This window comes from Terracoccus luteus (genome assembly GCF_003635045.1).
Classification (GTDB): Bacteria; Actinomycetota; Actinomycetes; order Actinomycetales; family Dermatophilaceae; genus Terracoccus; species Terracoccus luteus.
The window spans coordinates 1,178,317-1,202,505 of record NZ_RBXT01000001.1 but is presented as its reverse complement, the minus strand read 5'-3'; the positions used below and the strand labels follow the sequence as shown (position 1 = coordinate 1,202,505).

The following is a 24,189-nucleotide window of genomic DNA, read 5'->3' as shown; positions in this document are numbered from 1 at the left end:
AGGTGGACGCGGTGACCCTCAGGCCGTGGGCGTGTCGACCGCCCCGCCGTACCGACGGTCTCGGGCGACGTACTCCTCCACGGCGGCCCAGAGGTCGCGCCGGTCGTAGTCGGGCCAGAGCCGGTTCTGGAAGACCATCTCGGCGTACGCCGACTGCCACAGCAGAAAGTTGCTCGTGCGCTGCTCTCCCGAGCTGCGCACGAAGAGGTCGACGTCGGGCATGCTCGGCACGTCGAGGTAGCGGGCGATGGTGCGCTCGTCGACCGACGACGGCTTGAGCCGGCCGTCCTTGACGTCCCCGGCGATGCGCTTGACCGCGTCGGCGATCTCGGCGCGACCGCCGTAGTTGACGCAGAAGTAGAGGGTCAGGCCGGTGTTGTGACGGGTGAGCTCCTCGGCGACCTCGAGCTCCTTGACGACCGAGCGCCACAGCCGGGGCGTCCGGCCCACCCAGTGCATGCGCACCCCCCACTCGTGCAGCTGGTCACGCCGGCGGCGGATGACGTCACGGTTGAACCCCATGAGGAAGCGCACCTCGTCGGGCGAGCGTCGCCAGTTCTCGGTCGAGAACGCGTAGGCCGACAGGTGGGTGACGCCGACCTCGATGGCGCCCGCGACGACGTCGAGCAGGGACGCCTCCCCCGCCTCGTGGCCCTTCGTCCGCGGCAGCCCCCGCTGGTTGGCCCACCGGCCGTTGCCGTCCATGACGATGGCGACGTGCTTCGGCCGCACCTCGGCGGGGATGACCGGTGCGGTGGCGCCGCTCGGGTGCGGGAAGGGTCTGGTCGTCATCGACGGATCCTCGTCGGTCGGGGCGGGGTGAGGGCGAACAACGTTGCGTGTGAAACGGTTTCAGGGGACATCGGGCCGTTCCGGGCGGGCTCAAGCCGGCGCGGCGGCCGGCGGCTCGACGACGGCCCGGGGCGTGAGGTCGACCAGCCGCAGCGAGCGCAGCCCCCGCTCGACGTGCCACTGGAGGAAGGCGGCGACGAGCCCGTTGCCCTGGCGCCGGTGCCGGTCGTCGCTGGCGTCGGCGGTCTCCCAGTCGCCCGAGAGCAGGGCCGCGAGCAGCAGGAAGGTCTCCGGCGCGGGCGCGCTCGACCCGGGCGGCCGGCATCCGCTGCACACCGCCCCACCCGCCTGCACGTTGAAGGCCCGGTGCGGCCCCGGCGCCCCGCACCGGGCGCAGTCGACGAAGCTCGGCGCCCACCCCGCGACGGCGAGCGAGCGCAGCAGGAAGGCGTCGAGGACGAGGCCGGGGTCGTGCGCGTGCTCGGCCAGCGACCGCAGTGCGCCGGCGAGCAGGAGGTACTGCTGGGTCTGCGGCTCGTGCTCCTCGCTCAGCTGCAGGGCGGTCTCGAGCATGACGGTGGCCGTGGTCCACGCCGCGTAGTCGCGCGCGATGGCATCGCCGTAGGGGGCGAGCGTCTCGACCTGCGTCACCGTGTCGAGGTTGCGCCCCTCGTAGCACTGCACGTCGACGACCATGCCGGGCTCGAGCCGCGAGCCGAACCGCGACCGGGTGCGACGCACCCCCTTGGCGACCGCACGCACCCGACCCCGCGTGCGGGTCAGCAGGGTGATGATGCGGTCGGCCTCCCCCAGCTTGTGGGTGCGCAGCACGATCGCCTCGTCGCGGTAGAGAGGCATGGCCCCATTGTCCACCGTGACGGATGCCGGGTGGTGGCGGCCACGCCCGTCGCGTCGTCGTCGTCATGTCCGTCAGCCGCTCGATCGAACGCGTGTTCGACGGACGGGGGTAGGCTGGGTCCCATGGACCTGACGCTCCAGGGGTCGCTGCTCGACCTCACCGACGAGATGACGCTGCGCGACCTGCGCGTCGGCACCACCCGGCATCCGCTCGCGCTCGGGGCGTGGGTCGACGTGCGGCCCGGGTGGCTGGCCGCGGGCGACGAGCTCTTCGCAGCCCTGCTGCGCGACGTGCCGTGGCACGCCGAACGGCGGCAGATGTACGACTCGGTCGTCGACGTGCCGCGGCTGACGAAGTTCTACGGTGGCGACGAGCCGCTGCCCCACCCCATGCTCGCGCAGGCGCGCGACGCCCTCAGCCGTCACTACGCGGGCGAGCTCGGCGAGCCGTTCGTCACCGCGGGGCTGTGCCTCTACCGCGACGGGCGCGACAGCGTGGCCTGGCACGGTGACCGCATCGGCCGTTCGCGGGACAGCGACACGATGATCGCCATCCTCTCGCTCGGCTCGCCGCGCACCCTCGCGCTGCGGCCCCGTGACGGTCGCCCGGTCGAGGGCGCCGGCGGACGCAGCCTGCGCTACCCGTTGGGGCACGGTGACCTCGTCGTCATGGGAGGCTCGTGCCAGCGCACGTGGGACCACTGCGTGCCGAAGACCGCCGAGCCGCTCGGCCCGCGCATCTCGGTGCAGTTCCGGGTTGCGGGCGTCCGCTGAACGAAAGGTGGCGTCGTGACGTCGCGAGTACCGACCCCGTTGCCGTTCGCCGACCACCTCGAGCGTGAGTCCGCCCGTTTCAGAACGGTGCTCGCGGATGCCGACCCGGCCGCGCGCGTGCCCACGTGCCCCGACTGGTCGGCCGACGACCTGCTGTGGCACCTCGCGGAGGTGCAGTGGTTCTGGGGCGAGATCGTCGAGCAGGGGGTGACCGAGCGGGGTGGTCTGGCGGCGGTCGAGGCAGCGCGCGTGGCCCGCCCGGCCGACCGTGAGGGCCTGCTCGCGTTCTTCGACCACGCGACCGCCCGGCTGCGCCGGGTGCTGTCGCAGCTGCCCGCCGACACCGAGCGCTGGATGTGGGCCGACGACCACACGGTCGGCTACATCGCGCGCCGTCAGGCCCACGAGGCGCTCGTGCACCGGCTCGACGCCGAGCTGACCACCGGGCAGCGGACCCCCCTCGACCCCTGCCTGTCCGCCGACGGCGTCGACGAGGCCCTCGTCGTCATGCGGGGCCACGAGGACGACCCGGCCGAGCCGGGGCTCGCGGCCGACCCCCTCGGCGGCGCCGTCGTGGTGTCGGCGGTCGACACCATGCACACGTGGACGGTCACGCCGTTGCGGGTGCACGGCACCGAATCCGACGGTGACGAGCTCGACGTGCTCGCCCTCGACGTCGCCCAGGGCGCCCGGCCCGGTGTGACGACCGAGGTCTGCGGCACGGCCGCCGACCTCGACGCCTGGCTGTGGAACCGGCCACCGGCAGGCGAGGTCACCCGCGTGGGCGACGCCGACGCCCTCGCGGCCGTCGACCGGGTGGTCTCCCGGGCGGTCGACTGACGCGTCCCTGGGCCACCGCCGAGGCCTGTCTCCCGGGCGATGCCTGTGGGGACGGGCGCCTCACGGCCGGGACGTCGCCACGACGGCGTCCCGGCCGACCGCTCGGATCAGGCGTCGCGCAGGGCGCGGTTGACCGCCGAGACGACGGCCTTGAGCGAGGCGTTGACGATCGACGGGTCGACCCCGACGCCCCACAGCACCCGCTCGCCGACGGCGCACTCGACGTAGGCGGCGGCGCGGGCGTCGCCACCCTGCGACAGTGCGTGCTCGGCGTAGTCGAGCACCCTCACCTCGGGCGCGCCCTCGACGGTGCCGAGGGCCGCGACGAAGGCGGCGATCGGGCCGTTGCCGGTGCCGGTCACCGTGACCTGACCCGCACCGTCGCGGAGGCTGGCCTCGATGGTGCTCGCCCCGTCGACCGTCGAGTCGGTGACGACGTTCACGAGCTCGAAGCGGCCCCAGGCGCGGTCGGAGTCGGGCAGGTACTCGTCCCGGAACCGCGACCACAGCTCGGCCGGGGCGACCTCGCCACCGTCCTGGTCGACGCCCCGCTGGACGACCCCGCTGAATTCGATCTGCAGCCGGCGCGGCAGGTCCATCTGGTGCTCGCTCTTCATGATGTACGCGACGCCGCCCTTGCCCGACTGGCTGTTGACTCGAACGACGGCCTCGTACGAGCGGCCGAGGTCGTGCGGGTCGACCGGCAGGTAGGGCACCGCCCACACGAGGTCGTCGATCCCGGCATCCTTGCTCTTCGCCTCGGACTCCATGGCCTCGAAGCCCTTCTTGATGGCGTCCTGGTGCGACCCGCTGAAGGCGGTGAAGACGAGGTCGCCGCCGTAGGGGTGGCGCTCGCCCACGGGCAGCTGGTTGCAGTACTCGACGGTGCGGCGCACCTCGTCGATGTCGCTGAAGTCGATCTGGGGGTCGATGCCCTGGCCGAAGAGGTTCATGCCGAGGGTGACGAGGCAGACGTTGCCCGTGCGCTCGCCGTTGCCGAAGAGGCAGCCCTCGATGCGGTCGGCGCCGGCGAGGTAGCCGAGCTCGGCGGCGGCGACACCGGTGCCGCGGTCGTTGTGCGGGTGCAGGCTGACGACGACGGACTCGCGGCGGTCGAGGTGGCGGACCATCCACTCGATGCTGTCGGCGTAGACGTTCGGGGTCGCCATCTCCACCGTCGCGGGCAGGTTGACGATCATCTTGTGGTCGGGGGTCGGGTCGACGACGTCGATGACGGCGTTGCAGATGCGGACGGCGAACTCGAGCTCGGTGCCGGTGTAGCTCTCGGGCGAGTACTCGTAGTACACGTCGGTCTCGGGCACCGTCTCCTCGAGCTTCTTGCACAGCCGGGCGCCCTGCACGGCGATGTCGACGATGCCGTCCTGGTCGAGGCCGAAGACGACCTTGCGCTGCAGCGCGGACGTCGAGTTGTAGAAGTGGACGATCGCCTGCTTGCTGCCGCGGATCGCGTCGTAGGTGCGCTCGATGAGGTGGTCGCGGCACTGCGTCAGGACCTGGATGGTGACGTCGTCGGGGATGTGGCCGCCCTCGATGAGCTCACGGCAGAAGTCGTAGTCGGTCTGGCTCGCCGACGGGAAGCCGACTTCGATCTCCTTGTAGCCCATGGAGACGAGCAGCTGGAACATGCGCAGCTTGCGCTCGCCGTTCATCGGGTCGATGAGCGCCTGGTTGCCGTCGCGCAGGTCGACCGCGCACCAGCGCGGGGCCGTCTCGATGCGCTTCGTCGGCCACGTGCGGTCGGGCAGGTCGACGGCGATCTGCTCGTGGAAGGGCGCGTACTTCTGGAACGGCATGCCCGAGGTCTGCTGGGGGTGGATCATCGTCGGCTCTCTTCGTCGGGGTTCACGGTGTCCGGCCGGACACGACGAACTCCGCGACGAGGGCGGCCGGGGTCAGGCCTCGTCGCGGCAAAGAAGGAGCAGGCCCACCGCACGCACACCGTCACCGTATTGCGGGGCGGTCTCGTCGTCCACCCCCGGGCCGTGCTGCCCGCATCGTGAGATCCGCGTCTCGCCGTCAGTCACTGCCGGCGTCGGCGACCTCCTCCTCGGGGCGGGGCGGCACGGTCTCGTCGTCCACGAGCACCTCGAGCTCGTGGTCGTGCGGGACCTCGGTACCGGCGTCGTCGGCAGGGACGGTGGACATGGGCGGCTCCGCTCGCTCGGTCGGTGAGGGTCGTCGTCCAGCCTACGACCTGGCCTCCGTGCGGCGTCGGCGACCGAGTGTCGCCGTGGCAGAACGACTTTCGCGCCACGGCCCGATCTCGGACACCACGCGGCATCCCCGCCGTCCACCAGCGCACCCCGGCCCGATCTTGTCGGACCCGAGAAAGTACTTGACGATGTGGAAAGTATTTCCTACCGTCGATGACATGAGCCACTCGAACCGTGAGGTGCCGACCATGTCCGACGACACGACCGACGACACGACCGACCGCGCGGCGGCCCGGGCCGCTCTCGAGGCCGCCGGGTCCGCCGCCATCGACCGACCCGGCGACCGCCGCGTCCACGCCGTGGCGACCGCGGCGTTCGGGTTGCTCGTGGGCGCCTACTTCGCCGTGACCCGGGTCGAGCCGGCCCTGGTGCCCGGCTGGGTCTCGACGGCCGGCTACGCCGTGCTGGCCCTCGCGCTCGCAGCCTGGCAGACCCGCGCGGCACGGACCGTCCCGCACGGGGTCCGGCGGGTGAGCCGCTGGGGGCTGGTGGGAACGCTCGCGGTCATGGTCGTCACCCTCGGCGTCGTCAACAGCCTGTACCGCGACGGCATCCCCGGCCTCGTGCTCGTCGTCGCGGGGGCGCTGGTGGCGGCCCCGATGGTCGTGGCCGCGGCGGTCGTGCAGCGGCGGCCCCGGTGACGTCGGCCGCGGCGGCGGGCAGTGCCGCGGAGCGGGCCCGAGCGAGCAGCGAGGTGCGCCACGCCCGACACCGCCTCGACGACGCCCTGCACGCGCCCGTGCGGTTCAGCATCGCCGCCGCCTTGGCCAGCGTCGACGAGGCCGAGTTCGCCGTCGTGCGCGACACGGTCGAGATCAGTGACAGCGTGCTCAGCCGGCAGGTCGCCACCCTCGAGTCCGCCGGGTACGTCAAGGTGCGCAAGGGCTACGTGGGCAAGCGGCCGCGGACGTGGCTCTCGCTGACCCGCCAGGGCCGCACCGCCTGGCAGGGCCATCTCCTCGCGCTTCGCGAGATCGCCGGCGACCCGAGCTGACCGGTCCGCCACCGGGCCGTGGCCCGATCTCGGACACCGCACCGCCTCTGACCTGTCCTGCATCGGGCCGTGGCGAGGTCGCGGACGGCTGCGGACCCGGACCCGTCAGAAGCCGAGGCGCTGGAGCTGCCGGGGGTCGCGCTGCCAGTCCTTGGCCACCTTGACGTGCAGGTCGAGGTAGACCCGCTGCCCGAGCAGCGCCTCGATCGCCTGGCGCGAGTTCGTGCCCACCTCGCGCAGCCGGGAGCCGCCACGACCGATGATGATCGCCTTCTGGCTCGAGCGCTCGACGAACACGTTGACCCGCACGTCGAGCAGCGGGTCGTCGTCGCGCCGGCCCTCGCGCGGCACCATCTCCTCGACGACGACCGCGAGCGAGTGCGGCAGCTCGTCGCGCACGCCCTCGAGCGCCGCCTCGCGCACGAGCTCGGCGATCATCACCATCTCGGGCTCGTCGGTCAGCACCCCGTCGGGGTAGAGCTGCGGCGAGCGGGGCAGGTAGCCACCGAGCAGGGCGCGCACCTCGTCGACCTGCTCGCCCGACACCGCCGAGCAGGGGATGATCGCGTCCCACTCCCCCAGCTGGTCGACGGCCATGAGGTGCTCGGCCAGTCGCTCACGGTCGACGGCGTCGGCCTTCGTCGCGATCGCGACGACGGGGCGCCGGCGCACCGAGCGCAGCTCCGTGAGCTCGTTGGCGATGAACGCGTCACCCGGGCCGGGCCGCTGGTCGGCGGGGAGGCAGAAGCCGATGACGTCGACCTCGAGCAGCGTGGCCCGCACGAGGTCGTTGAGGCGCTGCCCCAGCAGGGTGCGCGGCTTGTGCAGACCGGGTGTGTCGACGAGCACGAGCTGCGCCGTGTCGGTCGTCGAGATGCCACGGATCGTGTGGCGCGTCGTCTGCGGCTTCGAGCTCGTGATGGCGACCTTCTGCCCCACGAGCGCGTTCGTCAGCGTCGACTTGCCGGCGTTGGGCCGCCCCACGAGACAGGCGAACCCGGCGCGGTAGTCCTCCCCCGCGCCGCCCTTCCCGCCGACGGTGAAGCCCGCGGATACCGTGGGGCCCGGCCCACCGGCATCCGACCCGGGTGCGTGGCCGGGTGACCCCTCGGCCCCGGCGCCCCCGTCGTCACCGCTGCGTCCGCGTCGCTCACCCATGGGCTGCCTCCGTCTCACTGTGCACGTCGTCGGTGTGGTCGGGCTCGGCGCGGCGCACCACGACGGAGGCCACGCGGTGGCGGCGACCGGCCATGCGCTCGGCCGTCAGGGTCAGGCCGGCGACCGAGGCGGACGACCCGACGATCGGCACCCGGCCGATCGTCTTGGTGAGCAGCCCGCCGACGGTGTCGACGTCGGACTCGTCGATGGTGACCTCGAACAGCTCGGCGAGGTCGTCGATGTCCATGGCCGCCGGGACACGCAGGGACCCGTCGTCGAGCGTCTCCACGCCCGGGGCGTCACGGTCGTGCTCGTCGGAGATCTCGCCGACGATCTCCTCGATGATGTCCTCGATCGTCACGAGCCCGGCGGTGCCGCCGTACTCGTCGACGACGATGGCGAAGTGGGTCTGGTCGTGCTGCATCTCGCGCAGCAGGTCGTCGACCGGCTTGCTCTCGGGGACGAAGTGCATCGGCCGGGTGACCTCGGTGACGAGGTGCCGGGCGTCGTCGGGGGCGGCGGTGAGGCGACGCGCGACGTCCTTGAAGTAGAGCAGGCCGCGCACGTCGTCACTGTCGTCGCCGACCACGGGGATGCGCGAGAAGCCCGAGCGCAGGAAGAGCGACATCGCGCTGCGCAGCGTCTTGTCGTCGTCGATGACGATCATGTCGGTGCGGGGCACCATGACCTCGCGCACGACGGTGTCGCCGAGCTCGAAGACCGAGTGGATCATCTCGCGCTCGTCCTGCTCGATGACGTCCGAGCGCCCGGCCATGTCGAGCAGGTCGCGCAGCTCGGACTCCGTCTGGAACGGCCCCTCGCTGTACCCCTTTCCGGGCGTCACCGCGTTGCCGAGCACGACGAGCAGCTTGGCCACCGGGCCGAGTACGGCACGCAGGCCGACGGCGAACGGCGCGCTCCACAGGGCGACGCTGTCGTAGTGCTGGCGCCCGAGCGTGCGCGGCGAGACGCCGACGATGACGAACGAGACGACGGCCATGACGGCGACCGCGACGAGCGCCCGCGCCCACGTCGACTCGAGCAGCCCCGCGACGGCCAGGGTGACGAGCACCGCGGCGGTGGCCTCGGCGACGACGCGCAGGAACGCGATGACGGCGAGGTAGGCGGGCGAGTCGGCGACGACGGTGAGCAGCGACTTGGCGCCGGAGCGGCCCTCCTCGAAGAGCTCGTTGGCCCGGACCCGGGACATGCGGAAGAGGGCGGCCTCGCTGGCCGACAGGGCGAAGGCGACGACGATGCCGACGAGGGCCGGGAGGACGAGCTGAGGGAGCATGGTGACCGCCCGCTCAGGCGCCGGGTCTGTTGCGGGTCGCGAGGAAGGTGAGCAGCAGCTGGCGCTGCAGCTCGAACATCTCGCGTTCCTCGTCCGGCTCGGCGTGGTCGAAGCCGAGCAGGTGCAGGATGCCGTGGGTCGTCAGCAGGAGCATCTCCTCGACGGGCGCGTGGCCCGCCTCGGCCGCCTGCTTCGCCGCGACGGAGGGACACAGGACGATGTCGCCGAGCGTGCCCTCCTCCGGCTCCTGGCCCTCGCGCCCGGGGCGCAGCTCGTCCATGGGGAAGCTCATGACGTCGGTCGGGCCGGGCAGGTCCATCCACTGCACGTGGAGGACCTCCATGGCCGCCTCGTCGACGAGCTTGATGCAGAGGTCGGCCTGCGGGTGCACCCGCATCTGCTCCATGACGTAGCGGGCGCACGAGAGCAGCTCGAGCTCGTCGACCTCGGCGTCGGTCTCGTTGAGGACGTCGATGCTCATGCGCCGCGACCGCCCTCGCGCCCGTCACGGCGCCCCTCACGCTGGTCGCGGTGGGCCGCGGCCCGGTGCTGGGCCTTCTGCGCGCGCACGTCGTCGCGCTCGTAGGCGTCGACGATGGCGCTGACGAGGCGGTGGCGCACGACGTCGTGCGAGGTGAGCTCGGCGAAGTGGACGTCCTCGACGCCCTGGAGGACGTCGCGCACGACGCGCAGGCCCGAGCGCGTGCCGCCGGGGAGGTCGACCTGGGTGACGTCGCCGGTGACGACCATCTTCGAGCCGAAGCCGAGGCGGGTGAGGAACATCTTCATCTGCTCGCTCGAGGTGTTCTGGGCCTCGTCGAGGATGATGAACGCGTCGTTGAGGGTGCGCCCGCGCATGTAGGCGAGCGGCGCCACCTCGATCGTGCCCGACGCCATGAGCCGCGGGATGGTCTCCGGGCTGACCATGTCGTGCAGCGCGTCGTAGAGCGGGCGCAGGTACGGGTCGATCTTGTCGTTGAGCGTGCCGGGCAGGAACCCGAGCCGCTCGCCCGCCTCGACCGCCGGCCGGGTCAGGATGATGCGGTTGACCTGCTTCGCCTGGAGGGCGGCGACGGCCTTGGCCATGGCCAGGTAGGTCTTGCCCGTGCCGGCGGGGCCGATGCCGAAGACGACCGTGTGGGTGTCGATGGCGTCGACGTACCGCTTCTGGTTGAGGGTCTTGGGCCGGATGGTGCGCCCGCGGTTGCTGACGATGTTCATCGTCAGCACGTCGGCCGGGCGCTCGGCGGTCTGGCCGCGCAGCATCCCGATGGAGCGCTCGACGGCGTCGCGGTTGAGCGGCTGGCCCGTCGCGACGATGGCGAGCAGCTCGTCGAGCAGCGAGTCGACGATCTCGAGCTCACCGGCCGGGCCGGTGAAGGTCATCTCGTTGCCGCGCACGTGGGTGTCGACGAGCGGGAACTGCCGTTCCATCGTGCGCAGCAGCTCGTCGCGGGGGCCGAGCAGGGTCACCATGTCGACCGGCGGCGGCACCTCGCGGACGAGGACGGGCGGCTCGGCACCGGTGGCGTCACGGGTGTCGTGGCGGTCGCGCGCGTCGCTGGGCTCGGGGGTGCCGGGGGTCTGCTGGGGGGCGTCAGTCATGTTGCCTCCGAGTCTACGTGGCCGGGCCGCAGGCCCTCACCACGAATTCGGCCAGGTCGGCGCTCTGCTGCACCCGTGACGGCTCGTGCACGTACATCATGTGCCCTGCCTCGTAGTACCGGTGCTCGATGTTGGCGAGCAGGTCGGGCGGCAGCTGCAGGTGCGCGACGACGTCCTCGGCCGCGAACCACGGCGTCGCCCCGTCGTGGTAGCCGTAGGCGACGTGGACCTGGAGGTGCGGGTTCTGGCGCATGGCCCGCTCGAGCAGGTGGCTGACGTCGACGGGGCGGCCCTCGAACTCGGCGTAGCTCCACGGGTGCACCCGCGGCGAGATGAGCTCGTAGTGCAGGTCGGTCTCGTAGCCGAGCTCGGCCCGCACGTAGTGGTTCCACGCGGTGGCGTAGGGGCCTGTGATGGCGTCCATCGACGGGTCGGCGTCCATGTTCTCGGCGATGGCGCTCGCGGCCGGGCCGGTGAACCGCCCGTCGAGCCGGCCGACCGTGAGGCGACGGTCGCGCAGCAGCTCGGTGAAGTACCGCCAGTGCTCGATGCGCAGGTCGGCGCGGTCGACGTAGCCCTCGGAGAGCCCGCTGAGGCGCGCGAGGGTGCGCACGGCATCCGCCCGCTCGGAGGCCGTGAGGCGCGACCCGCGCGACAGCACCCACGGGTAGTCGCGGGAGGCGTAGGCCACCGCCTCGTCGAGGACGTCGTTCAGGGGGCGGTCGCCGTGCAGCCCGTGGTGGTGCGCGATGGCCGCGTAGGTGGGCAGGTAAAGGGCGTGGGCGCGGTCGTTGCGCTGCTTCTCGAAGTCGACCGACGAGAGGTCGAGCACGCTCGAGACGAGCACGAGGCCGTTGAGGAACATGCCGTAGCGCTCCTGCAGGTGGGCCGCGAGCGCCGCCCCGCGCAGGGTGCCGTACGACTCGCCGGCCACGACCTTGGGTGACATCCAGCGGCGGTGCCGCGTCGTCCAGGCCCGCACGAGCTCGGCCATCGCCTCGACGTCGCGCTGGTAGCCGTGGTACTCCCCCGCCTTGCCGCCGCTGACGGCGCGCGAGTAGCCCGTCGAGACCGGGTCGACGAAGACGAGGTCGCTGACGGCGAGCAGCGACTCGGCGTTGTCGACGAGGTCGTAGGGCGGGCGCGCGAGCGCTCCGGCGTCACCGGAGACGACCCGGCGCGGGCCGAGCAGGCCGAGGTGCAGCCAGACGCTGGCGCTGCCGGGGCCGCCGTTGAACGCGAAGGTCACCGGCCGGGTGCGGGGGTCGGCGTCGTCGAGCACGTAGGTCGTCAGCGAGAGCTCGGCCCGGGCGGTGTTGCCGCCGAAGGTGCCGTCGTCGTGCTTCTCCTCGCGCAGCACCACCCGCCCGGTCGTCGCGGTGTAGTGCAGCGTGCGGCCGCCCGCGGTGAGCTCGTGGTGGGTCGTGACGAGGTCGTCGACGGGCTCGCGCGGTGGCTTCGTGGCCGCCGGCGTCGCCGGGCTCGTCGGGCCGGATGCCGTGGGGCCGGATGCCGTGGGGCCGGTCGGCTGCTCGGCCACCTTGTCGTTCATGCTGTCGCCCACGGCTCAGGCCTGCGGCGTCATCGACGCCTCGGTGAAGTCGGCCCCGCCGAGCACGTGGACGTGAGCGTGGAAGACGGTCTGCCCGACGCTGGCCCCGCTGTTGACCATGAGCCGGTAGTCGGTGATCCCCTTGGCCCGGGCCACCTCGGGGATGACCGCGAAGAGGTCGGCGAGGTCGTCGGTGGAGGCCTCGGCGAGCTCGGCGACCGTGGCGGCGTGACGGCGCGGGATGACGAGGACGTGCACGGGAGCGGCCGGGGTGCGGTCCTCGAAGGCGACCGACCGTTCGCTCTCGGCGACGACCTGGGCCGGGATGCGGCCGTCGGCGATGGCGCAGAACACGCAGTCGGAGGTCGTGTCGGACGTCGTCTCGGATGCCGGGGCACCCCCGTCGCCCGGGGTGGTGCCGGTCTCGTGCGCGTCGCTGCTCATGCCCCGACCCTAGGCAGGTCAACCTCGCGGCGCACCTGTGCGTCGGGTGCTCGTGAGAACGTTGAGCATGGCCGAGGGCGAGCTGGGCGGTCCGCGCGGGCCCCGGGCCCGCCGGGCCGTGCGCGCTGCCCCCGCCTCGGAGGGCACGACGACCCGCGCCGACGGGCTGTCGGCGACGACGGGGCGCCCGGCGTCGGGGTGGCGCCCCCGGCCGGACGACACGGGCGTCGGCGTGACCACCGGCAGCACCGGCGCGGTGCGGCTGCCGCAGTGGGCTCAGGCCACGGCCGACAGCGCCGTGGCCGAGCTCTACACCGCGCACTGGCACCGGCTCGTGCGTCTCGCGTGGCTGTTGCTGCGCGACCAGCTCGCCGCCGAGGACGTCGTGCAGGACGCGTTCGTCGCCACCCACCGCCACTGGGACAGCATCCGGGAGGGCGGGCGCGTCGTCGGCTACCTGCAGACGGCGGTCGTCAACGGGTGCCGGTCGGTGCAGCGCCACAACGTCGTCGTCGACCGGGAGAACCGGCGAGAGGCCGGCTCGGCCGACCTGCCCGGGCGTGCGAGCCACGACAGCGCCGAGGCCCAGGTGCTGCGCCTCGTCGAGCGTGACGCGATGTTCGAGGCGCTCGACTCGCTGCCCGGCCGACAGCGCGAGGTGCTCGTGCTCCGGTACTACGGCGACCTCAGCGAGGCGCAGATCGCGGCCGCGCTCGAGATCTCCCCCGGGTCGGTCAAGGCCCACGCGCACCGCGGGCTGAGCGCCCTGCGACGGTTCGTGCGCCCACCGACGGCGACCGACCTCACGCCGCCCCACGGCATCCGGCCGGGCGATCCCGACGGCCCGCACCCCACCCAGCACCCCACCCAGCACCCCACCCAGCACCCGGAGCGAGCATGACCACCGACGACCGGCACGGCCCTCGCGGCGCCGGCGACCCACGGGGGTCGGGCGACGACGAGCGACCCCTCGACGAGGCCCGCGAGCTGCGGGAGGTGGCCGCGCGACTGCGCGCCGTGCTCGACGACGAGGCCGGCACCGTCACCCCGTCGAACCGGCTGTCGGCGGTGCTCGCCGCCGCCCACGAGGTGCCCGCCGCGGCCGCCCGGCAGCGGCGGCGCTGGGCTCCCGCCGCCGCCGCGGCCGCCGCGCTCGTCGTCGTCGCCGGCGGCGTCGCCCTGGCCTCGCGACCCGGCGCGCCGCCCGTGTCGGCGGACGGGACCGTCACCGCGACCCCGGCGGCGCCGCTGACCCTGCCGTCCACACCGGCTGGGCCCTCGACGACCACGGGCCTCCCGACGAGCATCCCGACGAGGACGGCACCCCCGGCCGTGGTCCCGACCACGGCCAGCCACACGACGAGCACGAGCACCCGTGTCGTGCAGGTCCCGGCCCCGCCCGCCACGACGGCATCCGCGCCCTCGACGACGACGAGCACCTCCCCACCGCCGAGCCCCACCACCCCGGCGGCCCCGACGACGGACACCCCGCCGAGCACGTCGCCCGACCTGCCCGTCTACGTGGCCGGGCCCGTCGTCGACGGCTCGAGCCGGCTCGTCCTCTTCCGCACCTGGGCGCCGACCGACCTGCCCCGCGGCGACGTCGCGCGCCGCGTGCAGGCCGCCCTCGGCCTCGCCCTCGGCGCTCCTGCGAAGGGGACGCCGTGGGTGTCGCTCTCCCCCGGCACCACCGTCGAGAGCGCCACGGTCGCCGACTCCGGCATCACGGTGACGCTGGCCGCTCCGCTGGACGGCGGGTCCGACGCCGCGACCGCGCTCGCCGTGCAGCAGCTGGTCTTCACGGCCCAGGCCGCGGCCGGCAAGCCGTCGCCGGTGACGCTCGACGTCGCCGACGGCTCGACGGACGTCGCCCCGGGGGTGGCCGCGGGCTCGACGCTGCAGCGCCCCGACGCCACCACGGCCGCGACGCTGCTCTCGGCCGTGTGGGTCGACCAGCCCTCCGGCGGGGAGACGGTGTCCGCAGGAAAGCCGCTCGAGGTGACCGGGACCGCGAGCACCTACGAGGCCACGGTCGTGTGGCAGGTGCTGCGCGGCACGACGGTCGTCGAGAAGGGGTCGGCCACCGCCGACGCCGCCGCTCCCCGGCGGGGCTCGTTCACGTTCACGACCGCGGCCCCCCTGCCGGCCGGCAGCTACACGGTGCGCGTCCTCGCCGAGAGCGCCGCCGACGGGTCGGTCGTCGCCGAGCAGCGCGTGCCCGTCGTCGTGCGCTGACCCGAGCCCGGGTCGCCCCTGGGGCCGTGGAGGTTCTCGGTCGTCCTGACGACGACGACCCTCCACGGGGTCGTCGCGGGCGGCCTGACGTCAGAGCCAGCGGCCTCGCGCGCTGAGCACGGCGAGAGCTGCCGGGCCGGCCGAGCCGGCGCGCAGGATCGTCGACCCGAGCCGCACCGGCCGGGCCCCGGCCGCGGTCAGCGCCTCGACCTCGCCGTCGGTGATGCCTCCCTCGGGCCCGACGACGACGAGCACGTCGCCGCTCTGGGGCAGGGGCACCCCGGCCAGCGGCTCCACGGCATCCTCGTGCAGCACGAGCGTCAGGGCGGCGTCCTGCACCCGGCGGGCGAGCGCGGCCGACGCCACGGGCGCCGTCACCTCGGGCAGCCTGGCCCGGCGCGACTGCTTCGTCGCCCGTACGACGACCGAGCGCCACTTCGCGAGCGAGCGCTCGACCCGGTCGGGCCGCCAGACGACGACGCTGCGCTCCGCCTGCCACGGGACGACCTCGTCGACGCCGAGCTCGGTGGCCGCCTCGACGGCCTGGTCGTCGCGGTCGCCCTTGGCGAGCGCCTGCACGAGCACGAACCGCACCGCGGGCACCGGCTCGTCGTGCACCTGCACCACCTCGCCGCGCACCAGCGCGCGCTCGACGTGACGGGCCTCGACGAGCACCCGTCGGCCGGCCCCGTCGGAGACGTAGAACCGCTCGCCGGGCCGCACGCGCACGACGGATGCCGCGTGGCGGGCCTCGTCGCCCTCGAGGACGAGCGATCCGCCGGCCGTCGCCCGGCGCACCGCGTCGGGCTCGCCGAGGAAGAGCTGGTGGGTCACGCCCGCCCGCCCGGGACGCAGGGCACGGGGGTCACTTCTCCTTGAAGGCGTCGCGCAGCTTGCCGAAGAGCCCCTTGTTGGGCTGGAGCCGGCCCTCGGGTCGCTCCTCACCACGCAGCTCGGCGAGGCGACGCAGCAGGTCGGCCTGCTCCTCGGTCAGCCGGGTCGGGGTCAGCACGTTGGCGTGCACGTGCAGGTCGCCGCGACCGCCGCTGCGCAGGTGGGTGACGCCGAGCCCGCGCAGGGTCATGACGTCGCCGGTCTGCGTGCCGGCGCGGATGTCGAGGTCCTGCATGCCGTCGAAGGTCGAGAGCTTGAAGCTCGTCCCGAGCGCCGCGGCCGCCATGGGCAGCTCGACCGTGGCGTGCAGGTCGTCGCCACGGCGCGTGTACGTGTCGTGGTTCGCGACGCGCACCTCGACGTAGACGTCGCCGGCGGGGCCGTTGCCCGGGCCGACCTCGCCCTGCCCGGTCAGCTGGATGCGGGTACCGGTGTCGACGCCCGCGGGCACCTTGAGCGTGAGGCTGCGGCGGGTGCGCACCCGGCCGTCGCCCGAGCACTCGTGGCACGGGTCGGTGAGGGTGGCGCCGTAGCCCTGGCAGTTCACGCACGGGCGGGAGGTCATGACCTGGCCGAGCAGGCTGCGCTGCACCTGCTGCACCTCGCCCCGGCCCTTGCAGATGGGGCACGTCTGGCGGCCGGTGCCCGGCTGCGCGCCGTCGCCGCCGCACGTGCCGCAGCCGACGGCCGTGTCGATGACGAGCTCCTCCTCGGAGCCGAACACGGCCTTGGCGAGGTCGATGTCGAGGCGCACGAGGGCGTCCTGGCCGCGCTGCACACGCGAGCGCGGGCCACGGGCGCCACCGGCGGCGCCACCGCCGAAGAAGGCGTCCATGACGTCGCTGAACGAGAAGCCCTGGCCGTCGCCGAAGCCCGCGCCGCCGCCACTGGCGAAGGGGTCGGCGCCCATGTCGAACGCCTGGCGCTTCTGCGGGTCGGAGAGCACGTCGTAGGCCTGCGAGACCTGCTTGAACTCCTCCTCGGCCTCGGGGCCGGGGTTGACGTCCGGGTGCAGCCGGCGCGCGAGGCGGCGGTAGGCCTTCTTGATCTCCTCCTGGCTCGCGGAGCGCGAGACGCCCAGGACGGCGTAGTAGTCGTTCAACGGGTGGTCCTGTCAGGTGTGGTTCGGCTGGTCTGCTGGTGGGTCGGTGCTGTCACGGGGCGGGGTTGTCGTCGAGGATCTGCGAGACGTACCGGGCGACGGCGCGCACCGAGGCCATCGTCGTCGGGTAGTCCATCCGGGTGGGGCCGAGCACGCCCAGGCTGGCGACGCGTTCGGCACCGGAGCCGTACCCCACGGAGACGAGCGAGGTCGACTGCAGCCCGCTCACCGGGTTCTCGGCCCCGATGCGGACCGAGACGAGGTCGGGGTCGTCGCTCAGCTGCCCGAGCAGGCGCAGCAGCACGACGTGCTCCTCCAGCGCCTCGAGGATGGGCCCGATGCTGCGGGTGAAGTCGCCACCGGACTTGGCGAGGTTCGACTGGCCGGCGAGCACGACCCGCTCCTCGCGCTCCTCGGCGAGGGCGTCGCACAGGCTCGACACGACGGTGCGGAGGGCGGCCGCGTGCGGGTCGGACCCGGCATCCGGCCCCCGTCCGTCGGCGCCCTGCGCCTCGGGGTCGTCGCCGACGCCCTCGGCGAGCTCGCTCAGGCGCGCTGCGGCGACGGTGAACGGGAGCCCCGCGGCGGTCTCGTTGAGCTCGCCGCGGATGAGCGCCACGAGGCCCTCGCCCTCGTCGCCCGCGAGGACGGGACCGAGCTCGACGACGCGCTGCTCGACCCGGCCGGTGTTGACGATGAGCACGATCATGACGTGGCTCGCGCCGAGCGGCACGAGCTCGATGTGGCGCACGATCGAGCGGGTCAGCGACGGGTACTGCACGACGGCGACCTGACGGGTCAGCCCCGCGAGGAGACGCACGGTGCGGTCGACGACGTCATCGAGGTCGACGGCGCCCTCGAGGAACTGGCTGATCGCCCGTCGCTCTCCGAGGGTGAGGGGCTTGACCGCACTCAGGCGGTCGACGAAGAGGCGGTAGCCGGCGTCGGTCGGGACGCGGCCGGCCGAGGTGTGCGGGGCGTGGATGAGCCCCTCCTCCTCGAGCTGCGCCATGTCGTTGCGCACGGTTGCGGCGCTGACCCCGAGGTGGTGGCGCTCGACGAGCGCGCGGCTGCCGACCGGCTCCGAGGTCTGGACGTAGTCCTGCACGATGGCGCGCAGGACCATCAGCTTGCGGTCGTCGCTCACCGGACCTCCCTCTCGCCGTCGGGCCACCGCTCTGGCACTCCCTGCGTCCGAGTGCCAAGTCTACGCCGAGCGGCCCCCAAGGCCGAACGCACCGGATGCCGGGTCACGGGGTCCGCCGCCGCCGTGACCTCCCGCCGGCGTCGGGCCGGCGCAGGCTCGGGCACGGTCGCCCACGGTTGGGCGGGCACGGTCGGGCGCGCACGGGTCGCGCGTCGCTGCCCGGGCCGGGGGCACGCCCGGCATAGCCTCCCGGGGTGCCACCGATCGACCGCTACGGATCCGACGTCCTCTCCGGCGACTGGAAGCGACCCCCGCGGGGGCGCTCCGAGCCGACCCCGGCCGAGCCCGGTCTCGTCGTCGAGGACGTCGAGACGGGATGGGTCGGGGCGGTCGTGCGGGTCGAGAAGGCCGGCGGGGTGCACGTCGTGCACCTCGAGGACCGTCGTGGTCGCACGAAGGGCTTCCCCCTCGGGCCGGGCTTCCTGCTCGACGGCCGCCCCGTCGCGCTCACCGCCCCCCGCCGGGCGGCCGAGGCGGCCCTCACCCGGGCCCGGCAGGCCGGCGCCCGCACGGCGAGCGGCTCGGTGGCGGTGACGGGCGCGCGGGCGCGGGTCGCGAGCGGCTCGCGCATCTACGTCGAGGGCCGCCACGACGCCGAGCTCGTCGAGAAGGTGTGGGGCGACGACCTGCGCGTCGAGGGCGTCGTCGTCGAGCTCATGGACGGCGTCGACGACCTCGCCGGGATCGTCGCCGACTTCGAGCCGGGTCCGGGTCGCCGCCTCGGGGTGCTCGTCGACCACCTCGTGCCGGGCACGAAGGAGGCGCGCATCGTCGCGCAGGCGCAGGCCCTGCCCGGCTTCTCGGCGCACGTCAAGGTGCTCGGTCACCCGTACGTCGACGTCTGGCAGTCGGTGCGGCCCGAGCGGCTGGGCTGGTCGCAGTGGCCGGTCATCCCCCGCGGCACCTCCTGGAAGCACGGCATCTGCGCCGCCCTCGGGTGGCCCCACGACGACCAGGCCGACATCGCGCGCGCCTGGAAGCGGATCCTCGGGACGGTGCGCACGTACGCCGACCTCGAGCCGACGCTGCTCGCGAGCGTCGAGGAGCTCATCGACTTCGTCACCGAGCCCACCGCCTGACCGGACGCACGTGCGGGTGGATGCCGACCGGCATCCACCCGCACGTCACGGCCTCGGGGTGCAGGCTAGGAGCGGACCCAGCCCTGGATATCGACGACCACGTAGGACGGGACCGAGCTCCAGACCGCGATGGTGCCGTCGGAGGCGACCGGGAGGACCGCTGCGTTGACGACCGTGCGACCGCCGGCGAAGAGCACGTTGCCGACCCCGGGGCGCGACCACGTGCTTGGGTAGACGGTCAGGGCGCCGCCTGCCGTCGAGGCGAGGGTGGTGACGGTGACCGACACGGCCTTGACCCCCGACGACGGGACGCCACCGCGCCCGGCCGCCTGGAACTTGACGACGCCGCCCGCGGGCACCCGTCCCGAGTAGCCGCCGACGCCGGTCCGCGTGTCGAGCAGACGGCTCGGGGTGACGGCGGCGTAGTCGGCCCCGGTCGGGAACCACCCCAGGACGTCGACCATGAGGTCGGTGCTGGCCTCGGTGTCGATGGACACCTTGCCGGTCGAGCCGACCCGGGTGACGACGGTGGACGTGCTCGCGCGCCCGGGCTCGGCGAAGACGTGGGTCGTGACCGGTCGCGAGCTGCCCGCCGGCCAGGCCGTCAGCCACCCACCGCGGGACGTGTTCTCGGCCGAGACGCCGAGCACGACGGACGCCACGCCCGTGCTCGGGACGCCGGACGTGCCGGCTACCTGGACGTCGACGCGCCCGCGGTCGGGCAGGCGGCCCTTGGTCACGTTCGTGCCGTTCCGGGTGTCGAGCAGACGCTTCGGCACGATCGTCGACAGCGACGAGCCGTTGGGGTACCAGCCGACCACGTCGACGGTGAGGTGGGCGCCGGCCGAGGTGTAGAGCCGGATCCGACCATCCGAGCCCACCCGGGACACGAAGGACGAGCTCGTGCTCGTGCCGTAGGGGTAGCTGACGCTGCGCGCCGTCGGCCGGCTGTAGCCCGACGGGTAGGTGGTCACGTAGCCCGAGGCGCTGGGGCTGACGACGGAGATGTTGATGAGGGCCGAGCCGACGCCGGTGGTCGGCAGGCCACCGCGCCCGGCGACCTGGACCGAGACCTCGCCGCCGGCGCCGACCGGGGTGCGGGTGCTCACGCCGTTGGCGGTGCGCGTGTCGAGCAGGCGTGAGGTCACGACGGGCTTGTACGTGGCCACCGGGGCGGGCGCGCCGGCGGCGACGTCCTTGAGGTGGATGAAGCCCTGCGGCCAGCGCCCACCGTCGCGGCTGACGGTGCGCCAACGGAAGTCACCGCCCCAGTTGTCCTCGGAGATGATGACCTGGTCGTTGCTGATGACCTGCTCGACGTAGGCGACGTGACCGCTCGACGAGAAGCTCGTGTCCCACCAGGCCACGGAACCCACGGCCGGGGTGTCGTTCGTCTGGCTCGCCATGTTGACGCCCCAGTCGCGGGCGTAGCCCTTGGCGCCCGCCGGACGCGTCGCCGACATGCCGTTGCGGATGAGGCGGTAGGCGACGTAGTTCGTGCAGTTGTGGCCGCTGTACTGCGACCAGAAGCTCTGCCGGTAGACCGACTCGTAGCCGGCGTTGCCGCGGCCGGCGGCGTTGCAGCCGGAGAAGCCGGTGCAGAGCACGATCCACTCGCGGGCGGCGCTGAGGCGGTTGGCGCCCGAGGCGGACCGGCCGTCGTCGGAGGCGGCGGCCGGGGCGGGGGCGGGGTCGACGGCCCGGGCGGGCGGGGGGCCCTGGACGTCGCGGGGGGTCTCGCCGGGCACCGCGGGCGACGGCGCCGACGTCGTGCTCGTCGAGCCCTTCGGGCCGGTGGTGCCGCTCTTGCTCGTGCTGCCGGTCGTGCTCGTGGCGGTGCGGGTCGGGCTGTCGTCGGCGGTCGCCGAGGTCGCGGCGACGGGTCCGAGCGCCGCGGCCACGACGACCGTGGCGAGCATGGAGGTGACCCGGGACCAGCGACCGGCGGGGCGGTGCCGACCTGTCGGTCGCGACGAGCCGTCGGGATGGACGGTGGACGGTGTGATGGCTGGCAGGGGGCAGCGCTCGGTCACGACGACTCCAGGGGGGAGGGGTTCGGCAAAGACCCGCGCAAATGTAGTCAAGTCGACACGCCGCGTGAAGGGAGAGGCACAGGAAGTTTCCTGTGAATCCTGAGATACGCGGTACAGGTGCACCCTTCGGGGTGTAACCGGTTGCTTGTCCGATTGGTCGAAGAGCCCCTCTGCCTCGGCCCGGGGTCAGCGACCCAGACCCATGAGGCGCGAGGCCAGGCGCGCCCGCAGGCTGCGCGACGGCGGGTAGAGCAGGGCCGCCGTGTCGGGTCGGGTGCGCTGGCGCAGCACGGGCTTGTGGTGGCTGAACAGCTCGACGGACGCTCGGCCGTGGTAGCTGCCCGTCCCGCTGGCCCCGACGCCGCCGAAGGGCAGGTCCGGCACCGCCACGTGCGCGAGCGGCATGTTGACGGCGAGGGCCCCCGACGAGGTCTCGCGCTCGAACCGGCGCTCGACGAGCGGGTCGTCGGCGAAGACGTAGAGCGCGAGGGGCTTGTCCCGCTCGACGACGAAGGCGATGGCGGCGTCGAGGTCGGGCACCGCGACGAGGGGCAGGACGGGGCCGAAGATCTCCTCGGCCATGACGGCGGAGGCCGGGTCGACGTCGGCGAGCACGGTCGGGGCGACGTAGCGCTCGGCCGCGTCGACACCTCCCCCGGTGACGCAGCGCTGCCCCTCGAGCAGCCCGGCGAGCCGCTGCACGTGACGGTCGCTGACGATGCGACCGAAGTCGTCGGAGCGGCGGGGGTCGTCGCCGAAGAAGTCCTCGACGGCCCGCGCGAGCAGCGGCGTCAGCCGGTCGAGCACCGCCGGCGTCGCGAGGACGTAGTCGGGGGCGATGCACGTCTGCCCGGCGTTGGTGAACTTGCCCCACACGAGCCGCCTCGCCGTGACGGCGAGGTCGGCCGAGGGGTCGACGTAGGCCGGCGACTTGCCCCCCAGCTCGAGGGTCACGGGGGTGAGGTGGCGGGCCGCGGCCTCGAGCACGACCCGGCCCACGGTGCCGTTGCCGGTGTAGAAGACGTGGTCGACGCGTCGCGACAGCAGCTCGGTCGTCTCGGCGACCCCGCCCTCGACGACCTGCACCGCCCCCTCGCCCACGTAGCGGGGCAGCAGCGTGGCGAGCGCGCGCGACGTCGCCGGCGCCAGCTCGCTCGGCTTGAGCACGACGGTGTTGCCGGCCGCCAGCGCGCCCAGCACGGGGCTGAGGCACAGCTGCACGGGGTAGTTCCAGGGTGCGATGACGGTGACGACGCCGAGGGGTTCCGGCACGACCGAGGCGCGCCCTCCCCCCAGCGTGAGCGGCACGGGCACCCGCCTCGGACGCAGCCACCCGGCGAGGTGCCGTCGGGTGTGGTCGACCTCCCGCACGAGGAAGCCGACCTCGGTGACCATGGCCTCCGTGCGGCTCTTGCGCAGGTCGTCGTGCAGCGCGGCGCACAGCACGTCCTCCTGCTCGGTGAGCAGTCGCCGCAGCTCGGCCAGCCGCGCCAGGCGCCAGTCGACGGGCCTGGTCACGCCGGAGGCGAAGACGGCCCGGGCCCGCCTCACGGCCTCCGTCGGCGTGACCGGCGGGGTGGGTGCCGAGCTGGCGTCACCGGCCGACCCCACCGGATGCCGCCCGCTCGAGTCACCCTGTGTCGCAGTCGCTCCCGTGTCGTGACCGAGAGGCCTCGTCGTCGCGCTCATGCTCGCTCCTCGTAGCGGGTGAGGTGGGGGGTCAGGTCGCCCGACAGGTCGGTCGGTGCATCGCCGGTGGCGGGCGCGGCCGGGACGCCCGAGCTCTCGTCCGCCCCACCGAGGAGGCGGTGCACGACCGTGTCGGCGAGCAGGCGGCCCCGGCGCGTGAGCACGACCCGTCGCCGACCCACCGCCGCCGCCCCGTCGACGAGCCCGTCGGCGATGAGCCCGGCGATCGCGCCACGCCCACCGGCGCCGGACCCACCGGCGCCCGACCCACCGAGCTCGTCGAGCGGCAGTCCCTCGACGAGGCGGCTCCCGAGCAGCACCCGCTCGTCGTGGCGCTGGTCCTCCGTCAGGACCTCGCGGGCCTGCGCCGGGGACTCCCCTGCGGCGAGCCGGCCGGCCCACGCCACCGGGTGCTTGGCGTTCCACCAGCGCGTCCCGCCGACGTGGCTGTGCGCCCCGGGACCGACGCCCCACCAGCTCGTGCCGCGCCAGTAGGCGAGGTTGTGCCGGCACCGTGACGCCTCGTCGCGGGCCCAGTTGCTCACCTCGTACCAGCCGTAGCCGGCGGCCGAGAGCAGGTCGTCGGCCAGCTCGTACTTGTCGGCCTCGTCGTCGTCGTCGGGGGCGGCGACGACCCCGCGCCGCACCTGGGCGGCGAGCTTGGTGCCGTCCTCGACGACGAGCGCGTAGGCCGACACGTGGTCCGGCTCCAGCGCGAGCGCCGTCTCGAGGCTGGTGCGCCAGTCCTCGAGCGACTCCCCCGGCGTGCCGTAGATGAGGTCGAGGCTGACCTGCATCCCGGCCGCCCGCACCGCGTGCAGGGCCCGGGCCACGTTGGCGGGGTCGTGCGTCCGCTCCAGCGTCCGCAGCACGTGCGGCACCGCCGACTGCATGCCGAGCGAGACGCGGGTGAACCCGCCGCGGGCCAGCTCGGCCACCGACTCCGGCGAGACGCTGTCGGGATTGGCCTCGGTCGTGACCTCGGCGTCGTCGGTGAGGCCGAACCGCTCACGGATGCCGTCGAGCACCCTCACGAGGTCGGCCGACCGCAGCATGGTCGGCGTGCCCCCGCCGACGAACACGGTCGACACGGGCGGGGCGTCCGGGCCGAGCACCCGGGCGGCCAGGTCCAGCTCGAGCAGGGCGGCGTCGGCGTAGGTGTCGAGGCCGACGCGGGCGTCGGGGCCACCGAGCTCGGTGAGGGTGTAGGTGTTGAAGTCGCAGTAGCCGCACCGCACCGAACAGAACGGCACGTGCACGTACACGCCGAGCTCTCCGTCGGGCAGGGCGCGCAGGGAGGCGGGGGGGAGCTCGCCCGACGCCGGGGCGGGCTCGCCGTCGGGGAGGGCGGAGGGCGGCATCCACCCATTGTCACAGCCGCGGCACCACCACCCGCCCCGGCACC

At 73.7% G+C, this 24,189-nt stretch carries 23 protein-coding genes; 7 read left to right on the top strand and 16 right to left on the bottom strand.

Going from position 1 to position 24,189, the window contains the following annotated elements:
* Positions 1-18: 18 nt before the first annotated feature.
* Both DFJ68_RS05520 and recO read right to left on the bottom strand, forming a co-directional pair.
* Positions 19-792: an isoprenyl transferase gene (locus DFJ68_RS05520; protein ID WP_121031694.1), complete on the bottom strand. Its 774-nt coding sequence runs from the start codon at positions 790-792 to the stop codon at positions 19-21.
* 90 nt (positions 793-882) lie between these two features.
* Positions 883-1,650 (bottom strand): DNA repair protein RecO, encoded by a 768-nt coding sequence (gene recO / locus DFJ68_RS05515; protein ID WP_121031692.1) that lies wholly within the window; start codon positions 1,648-1,650, stop codon positions 883-885.
* 123 nt (positions 1,651-1,773) lie between these two features.
* On the opposite strand from recO, the gene DFJ68_RS05510 reads away from it, so the two are divergent.
* Positions 1,774-2,424, top strand: a complete 651-nt coding sequence (locus DFJ68_RS05510; protein ID WP_121031689.1) for an alpha-ketoglutarate-dependent dioxygenase AlkB — start codon at positions 1,774-1,776, stop codon at positions 2,422-2,424.
* Between the two features lie 15 nt (positions 2,425-2,439).
* Entirely contained in the window at positions 2,440-3,264 is an 825-nt protein-coding gene (locus DFJ68_RS05505; protein ID WP_121031687.1) for a maleylpyruvate isomerase family mycothiol-dependent enzyme, read from the top strand.
* Positions 3,265-3,371: 107 nt separating this feature from the next.
* Here the strand turns inward: DFJ68_RS05505 and leuA are convergent, their stop codons facing one another.
* Positions 3,372-5,105 (bottom strand): 2-isopropylmalate synthase, encoded by a 1,734-nt coding sequence (leuA, locus tag DFJ68_RS05500; RefSeq protein ID WP_121031685.1) that lies wholly within the window; start codon positions 5,103-5,105, stop codon positions 3,372-3,374.
* A gap of 196 nt (positions 5,106-5,301) precedes the next feature.
* A complete protein-coding gene (locus DFJ68_RS18935; RefSeq protein ID WP_276330691.1) occupies positions 5,302-5,430 on the bottom strand; it encodes a hypothetical protein in 129 nt (42 codons plus the stop codon).
* Between the two features lie 226 nt (positions 5,431-5,656).
* On the opposite strand from DFJ68_RS18935, the gene DFJ68_RS05495 reads away from it, so the two are divergent.
* Both DFJ68_RS05495 and DFJ68_RS05490 read left to right on the top strand, forming a co-directional pair.
* Entirely contained in the window at positions 5,657-6,139 is a 483-nt protein-coding gene (locus DFJ68_RS05495) for a hypothetical protein (RefSeq protein WP_121031683.1), read from the top strand.
* Entirely contained in the window at positions 6,136-6,492 is a 357-nt protein-coding gene (locus DFJ68_RS05490) for a winged helix-turn-helix domain-containing protein (protein ID WP_121031682.1), read from the top strand. The genes DFJ68_RS05495 and DFJ68_RS05490 overlap by 4 nt, the downstream gene beginning before the upstream one ends.
* A gap of 105 nt (positions 6,493-6,597) precedes the next feature.
* Here DFJ68_RS05490 and era read toward each other — a convergent pair whose 3' ends face one another.
* Genes era through DFJ68_RS05460 form a run of 6 tightly spaced genes read right to left on the bottom strand, consistent with a single transcriptional unit; the run spans position 6,598 to position 12,545 of the window.
* Complete coding sequence (era, locus tag DFJ68_RS05485) at positions 6,598-7,650, bottom strand: GTPase Era (RefSeq protein ID WP_245963482.1); 1,053 nt, start codon at positions 7,648-7,650, stop codon at positions 6,598-6,600.
* A complete protein-coding gene (locus DFJ68_RS05480; protein ID WP_121031679.1) occupies positions 7,643-8,944 on the bottom strand; it encodes a hemolysin family protein in 1,302 nt (433 codons plus the stop codon). Before DFJ68_RS05480 ends, era begins: the two co-directional genes overlap by 8 nt.
* A 13-nt stretch (positions 8,945-8,957) precedes the next feature.
* Positions 8,958-9,425: an rRNA maturation RNase YbeY gene (gene ybeY, locus DFJ68_RS05475; RefSeq protein WP_121031677.1), complete on the bottom strand. Its 468-nt coding sequence runs from the start codon at positions 9,423-9,425 to the stop codon at positions 8,958-8,960.
* Positions 9,422-10,549, bottom strand: a complete 1,128-nt coding sequence (locus DFJ68_RS05470; RefSeq protein WP_121031675.1) for a PhoH family protein — start codon at positions 10,547-10,549, stop codon at positions 9,422-9,424. Before DFJ68_RS05470 ends, ybeY begins: the two co-directional genes overlap by 4 nt.
* 13 nt (positions 10,550-10,562) lie before the next feature.
* Positions 10,563-12,113, bottom strand: coding sequence for a S10 family peptidase (locus DFJ68_RS05465; RefSeq protein WP_245963481.1), 1,551 nt, complete (start codon positions 12,111-12,113; stop codon positions 10,563-10,565).
* 3 nt (positions 12,114-12,116) lie between these two features.
* A complete protein-coding gene (locus DFJ68_RS05460; RefSeq protein ID WP_121031673.1) occupies positions 12,117-12,545 on the bottom strand; it encodes a histidine triad nucleotide-binding protein in 429 nt (142 codons plus the stop codon).
* A gap of 67 nt (positions 12,546-12,612) precedes the next feature.
* On the opposite strand from DFJ68_RS05460, the gene DFJ68_RS05455 reads away from it, so the two are divergent.
* Entirely contained in the window at positions 12,613-13,446 is an 834-nt protein-coding gene (locus DFJ68_RS05455; protein ID WP_211333275.1) for an RNA polymerase sigma factor, read from the top strand.
* Positions 13,443-14,780: a Gmad2 immunoglobulin-like domain-containing protein gene (locus tag DFJ68_RS05450; protein WP_121031671.1), complete on the top strand. Its 1,338-nt coding sequence runs from the start codon at positions 13,443-13,445 to the stop codon at positions 14,778-14,780. The genes DFJ68_RS05455 and DFJ68_RS05450 overlap by 4 nt, the downstream gene beginning before the upstream one ends.
* Positions 14,781-14,870: 90 nt before the next feature.
* Here the strand turns inward: DFJ68_RS05450 and DFJ68_RS05445 are convergent, their stop codons facing one another.
* The 3 genes from DFJ68_RS05445 to hrcA are packed head-to-tail and all read right to left on the bottom strand — an operon-like array spanning position 14,871 to position 17,923.
* Complete coding sequence (locus DFJ68_RS05445) at positions 14,871-15,614, bottom strand: 16S rRNA (uracil(1498)-N(3))-methyltransferase (RefSeq protein ID WP_121031669.1); 744 nt, start codon at positions 15,612-15,614, stop codon at positions 14,871-14,873.
* Between the two features lie 31 nt (positions 15,615-15,645).
* Positions 15,646-16,776, bottom strand: coding sequence for a molecular chaperone DnaJ (gene dnaJ / locus DFJ68_RS05440; RefSeq protein WP_121031666.1), 1,131 nt, complete (start codon positions 16,774-16,776; stop codon positions 15,646-15,648).
* A gap of 52 nt (positions 16,777-16,828) precedes the next feature.
* On the bottom strand, positions 16,829-17,923 hold the full coding sequence (hrcA, locus tag DFJ68_RS05435; RefSeq protein ID WP_121031664.1) for a heat-inducible transcriptional repressor HrcA: 1,095 nt from the start codon (positions 17,921-17,923) through the stop codon (positions 16,829-16,831).
* Between the two features lie 263 nt (positions 17,924-18,186).
* On the opposite strand from hrcA, the gene DFJ68_RS05430 reads away from it, so the two are divergent.
* Positions 18,187-19,062, top strand: coding sequence for a DUF3097 domain-containing protein (locus tag DFJ68_RS05430; RefSeq protein WP_211333454.1), 876 nt, complete (start codon positions 18,187-18,189; stop codon positions 19,060-19,062).
* Positions 19,063-19,127: 65 nt separating this feature from the next.
* On the opposite strand, the gene DFJ68_RS05425 is transcribed toward DFJ68_RS05430, so the two are convergent.
* From DFJ68_RS05425 to hemW, 3 genes are all read right to left on the bottom strand, one after another.
* Positions 19,128-20,981: a CHAP domain-containing protein gene (locus tag DFJ68_RS05425; protein WP_121031660.1), complete on the bottom strand. Its 1,854-nt coding sequence runs from the start codon at positions 20,979-20,981 to the stop codon at positions 19,128-19,130.
* A gap of 300 nt (positions 20,982-21,281) precedes the next feature.
* A complete protein-coding gene (locus DFJ68_RS05420) occupies positions 21,282-22,784 on the bottom strand; it encodes an aldehyde dehydrogenase family protein (RefSeq protein WP_121031658.1) in 1,503 nt (500 codons plus the stop codon).
* Entirely contained in the window at positions 22,781-24,145 is a 1,365-nt protein-coding gene (gene hemW / locus DFJ68_RS05415; protein WP_121031656.1) for a radical SAM family heme chaperone HemW, read from the bottom strand. Before hemW ends, DFJ68_RS05420 begins: the two co-directional genes overlap by 4 nt.
* Positions 24,146-24,189: the final 44 nt, after the last annotated feature.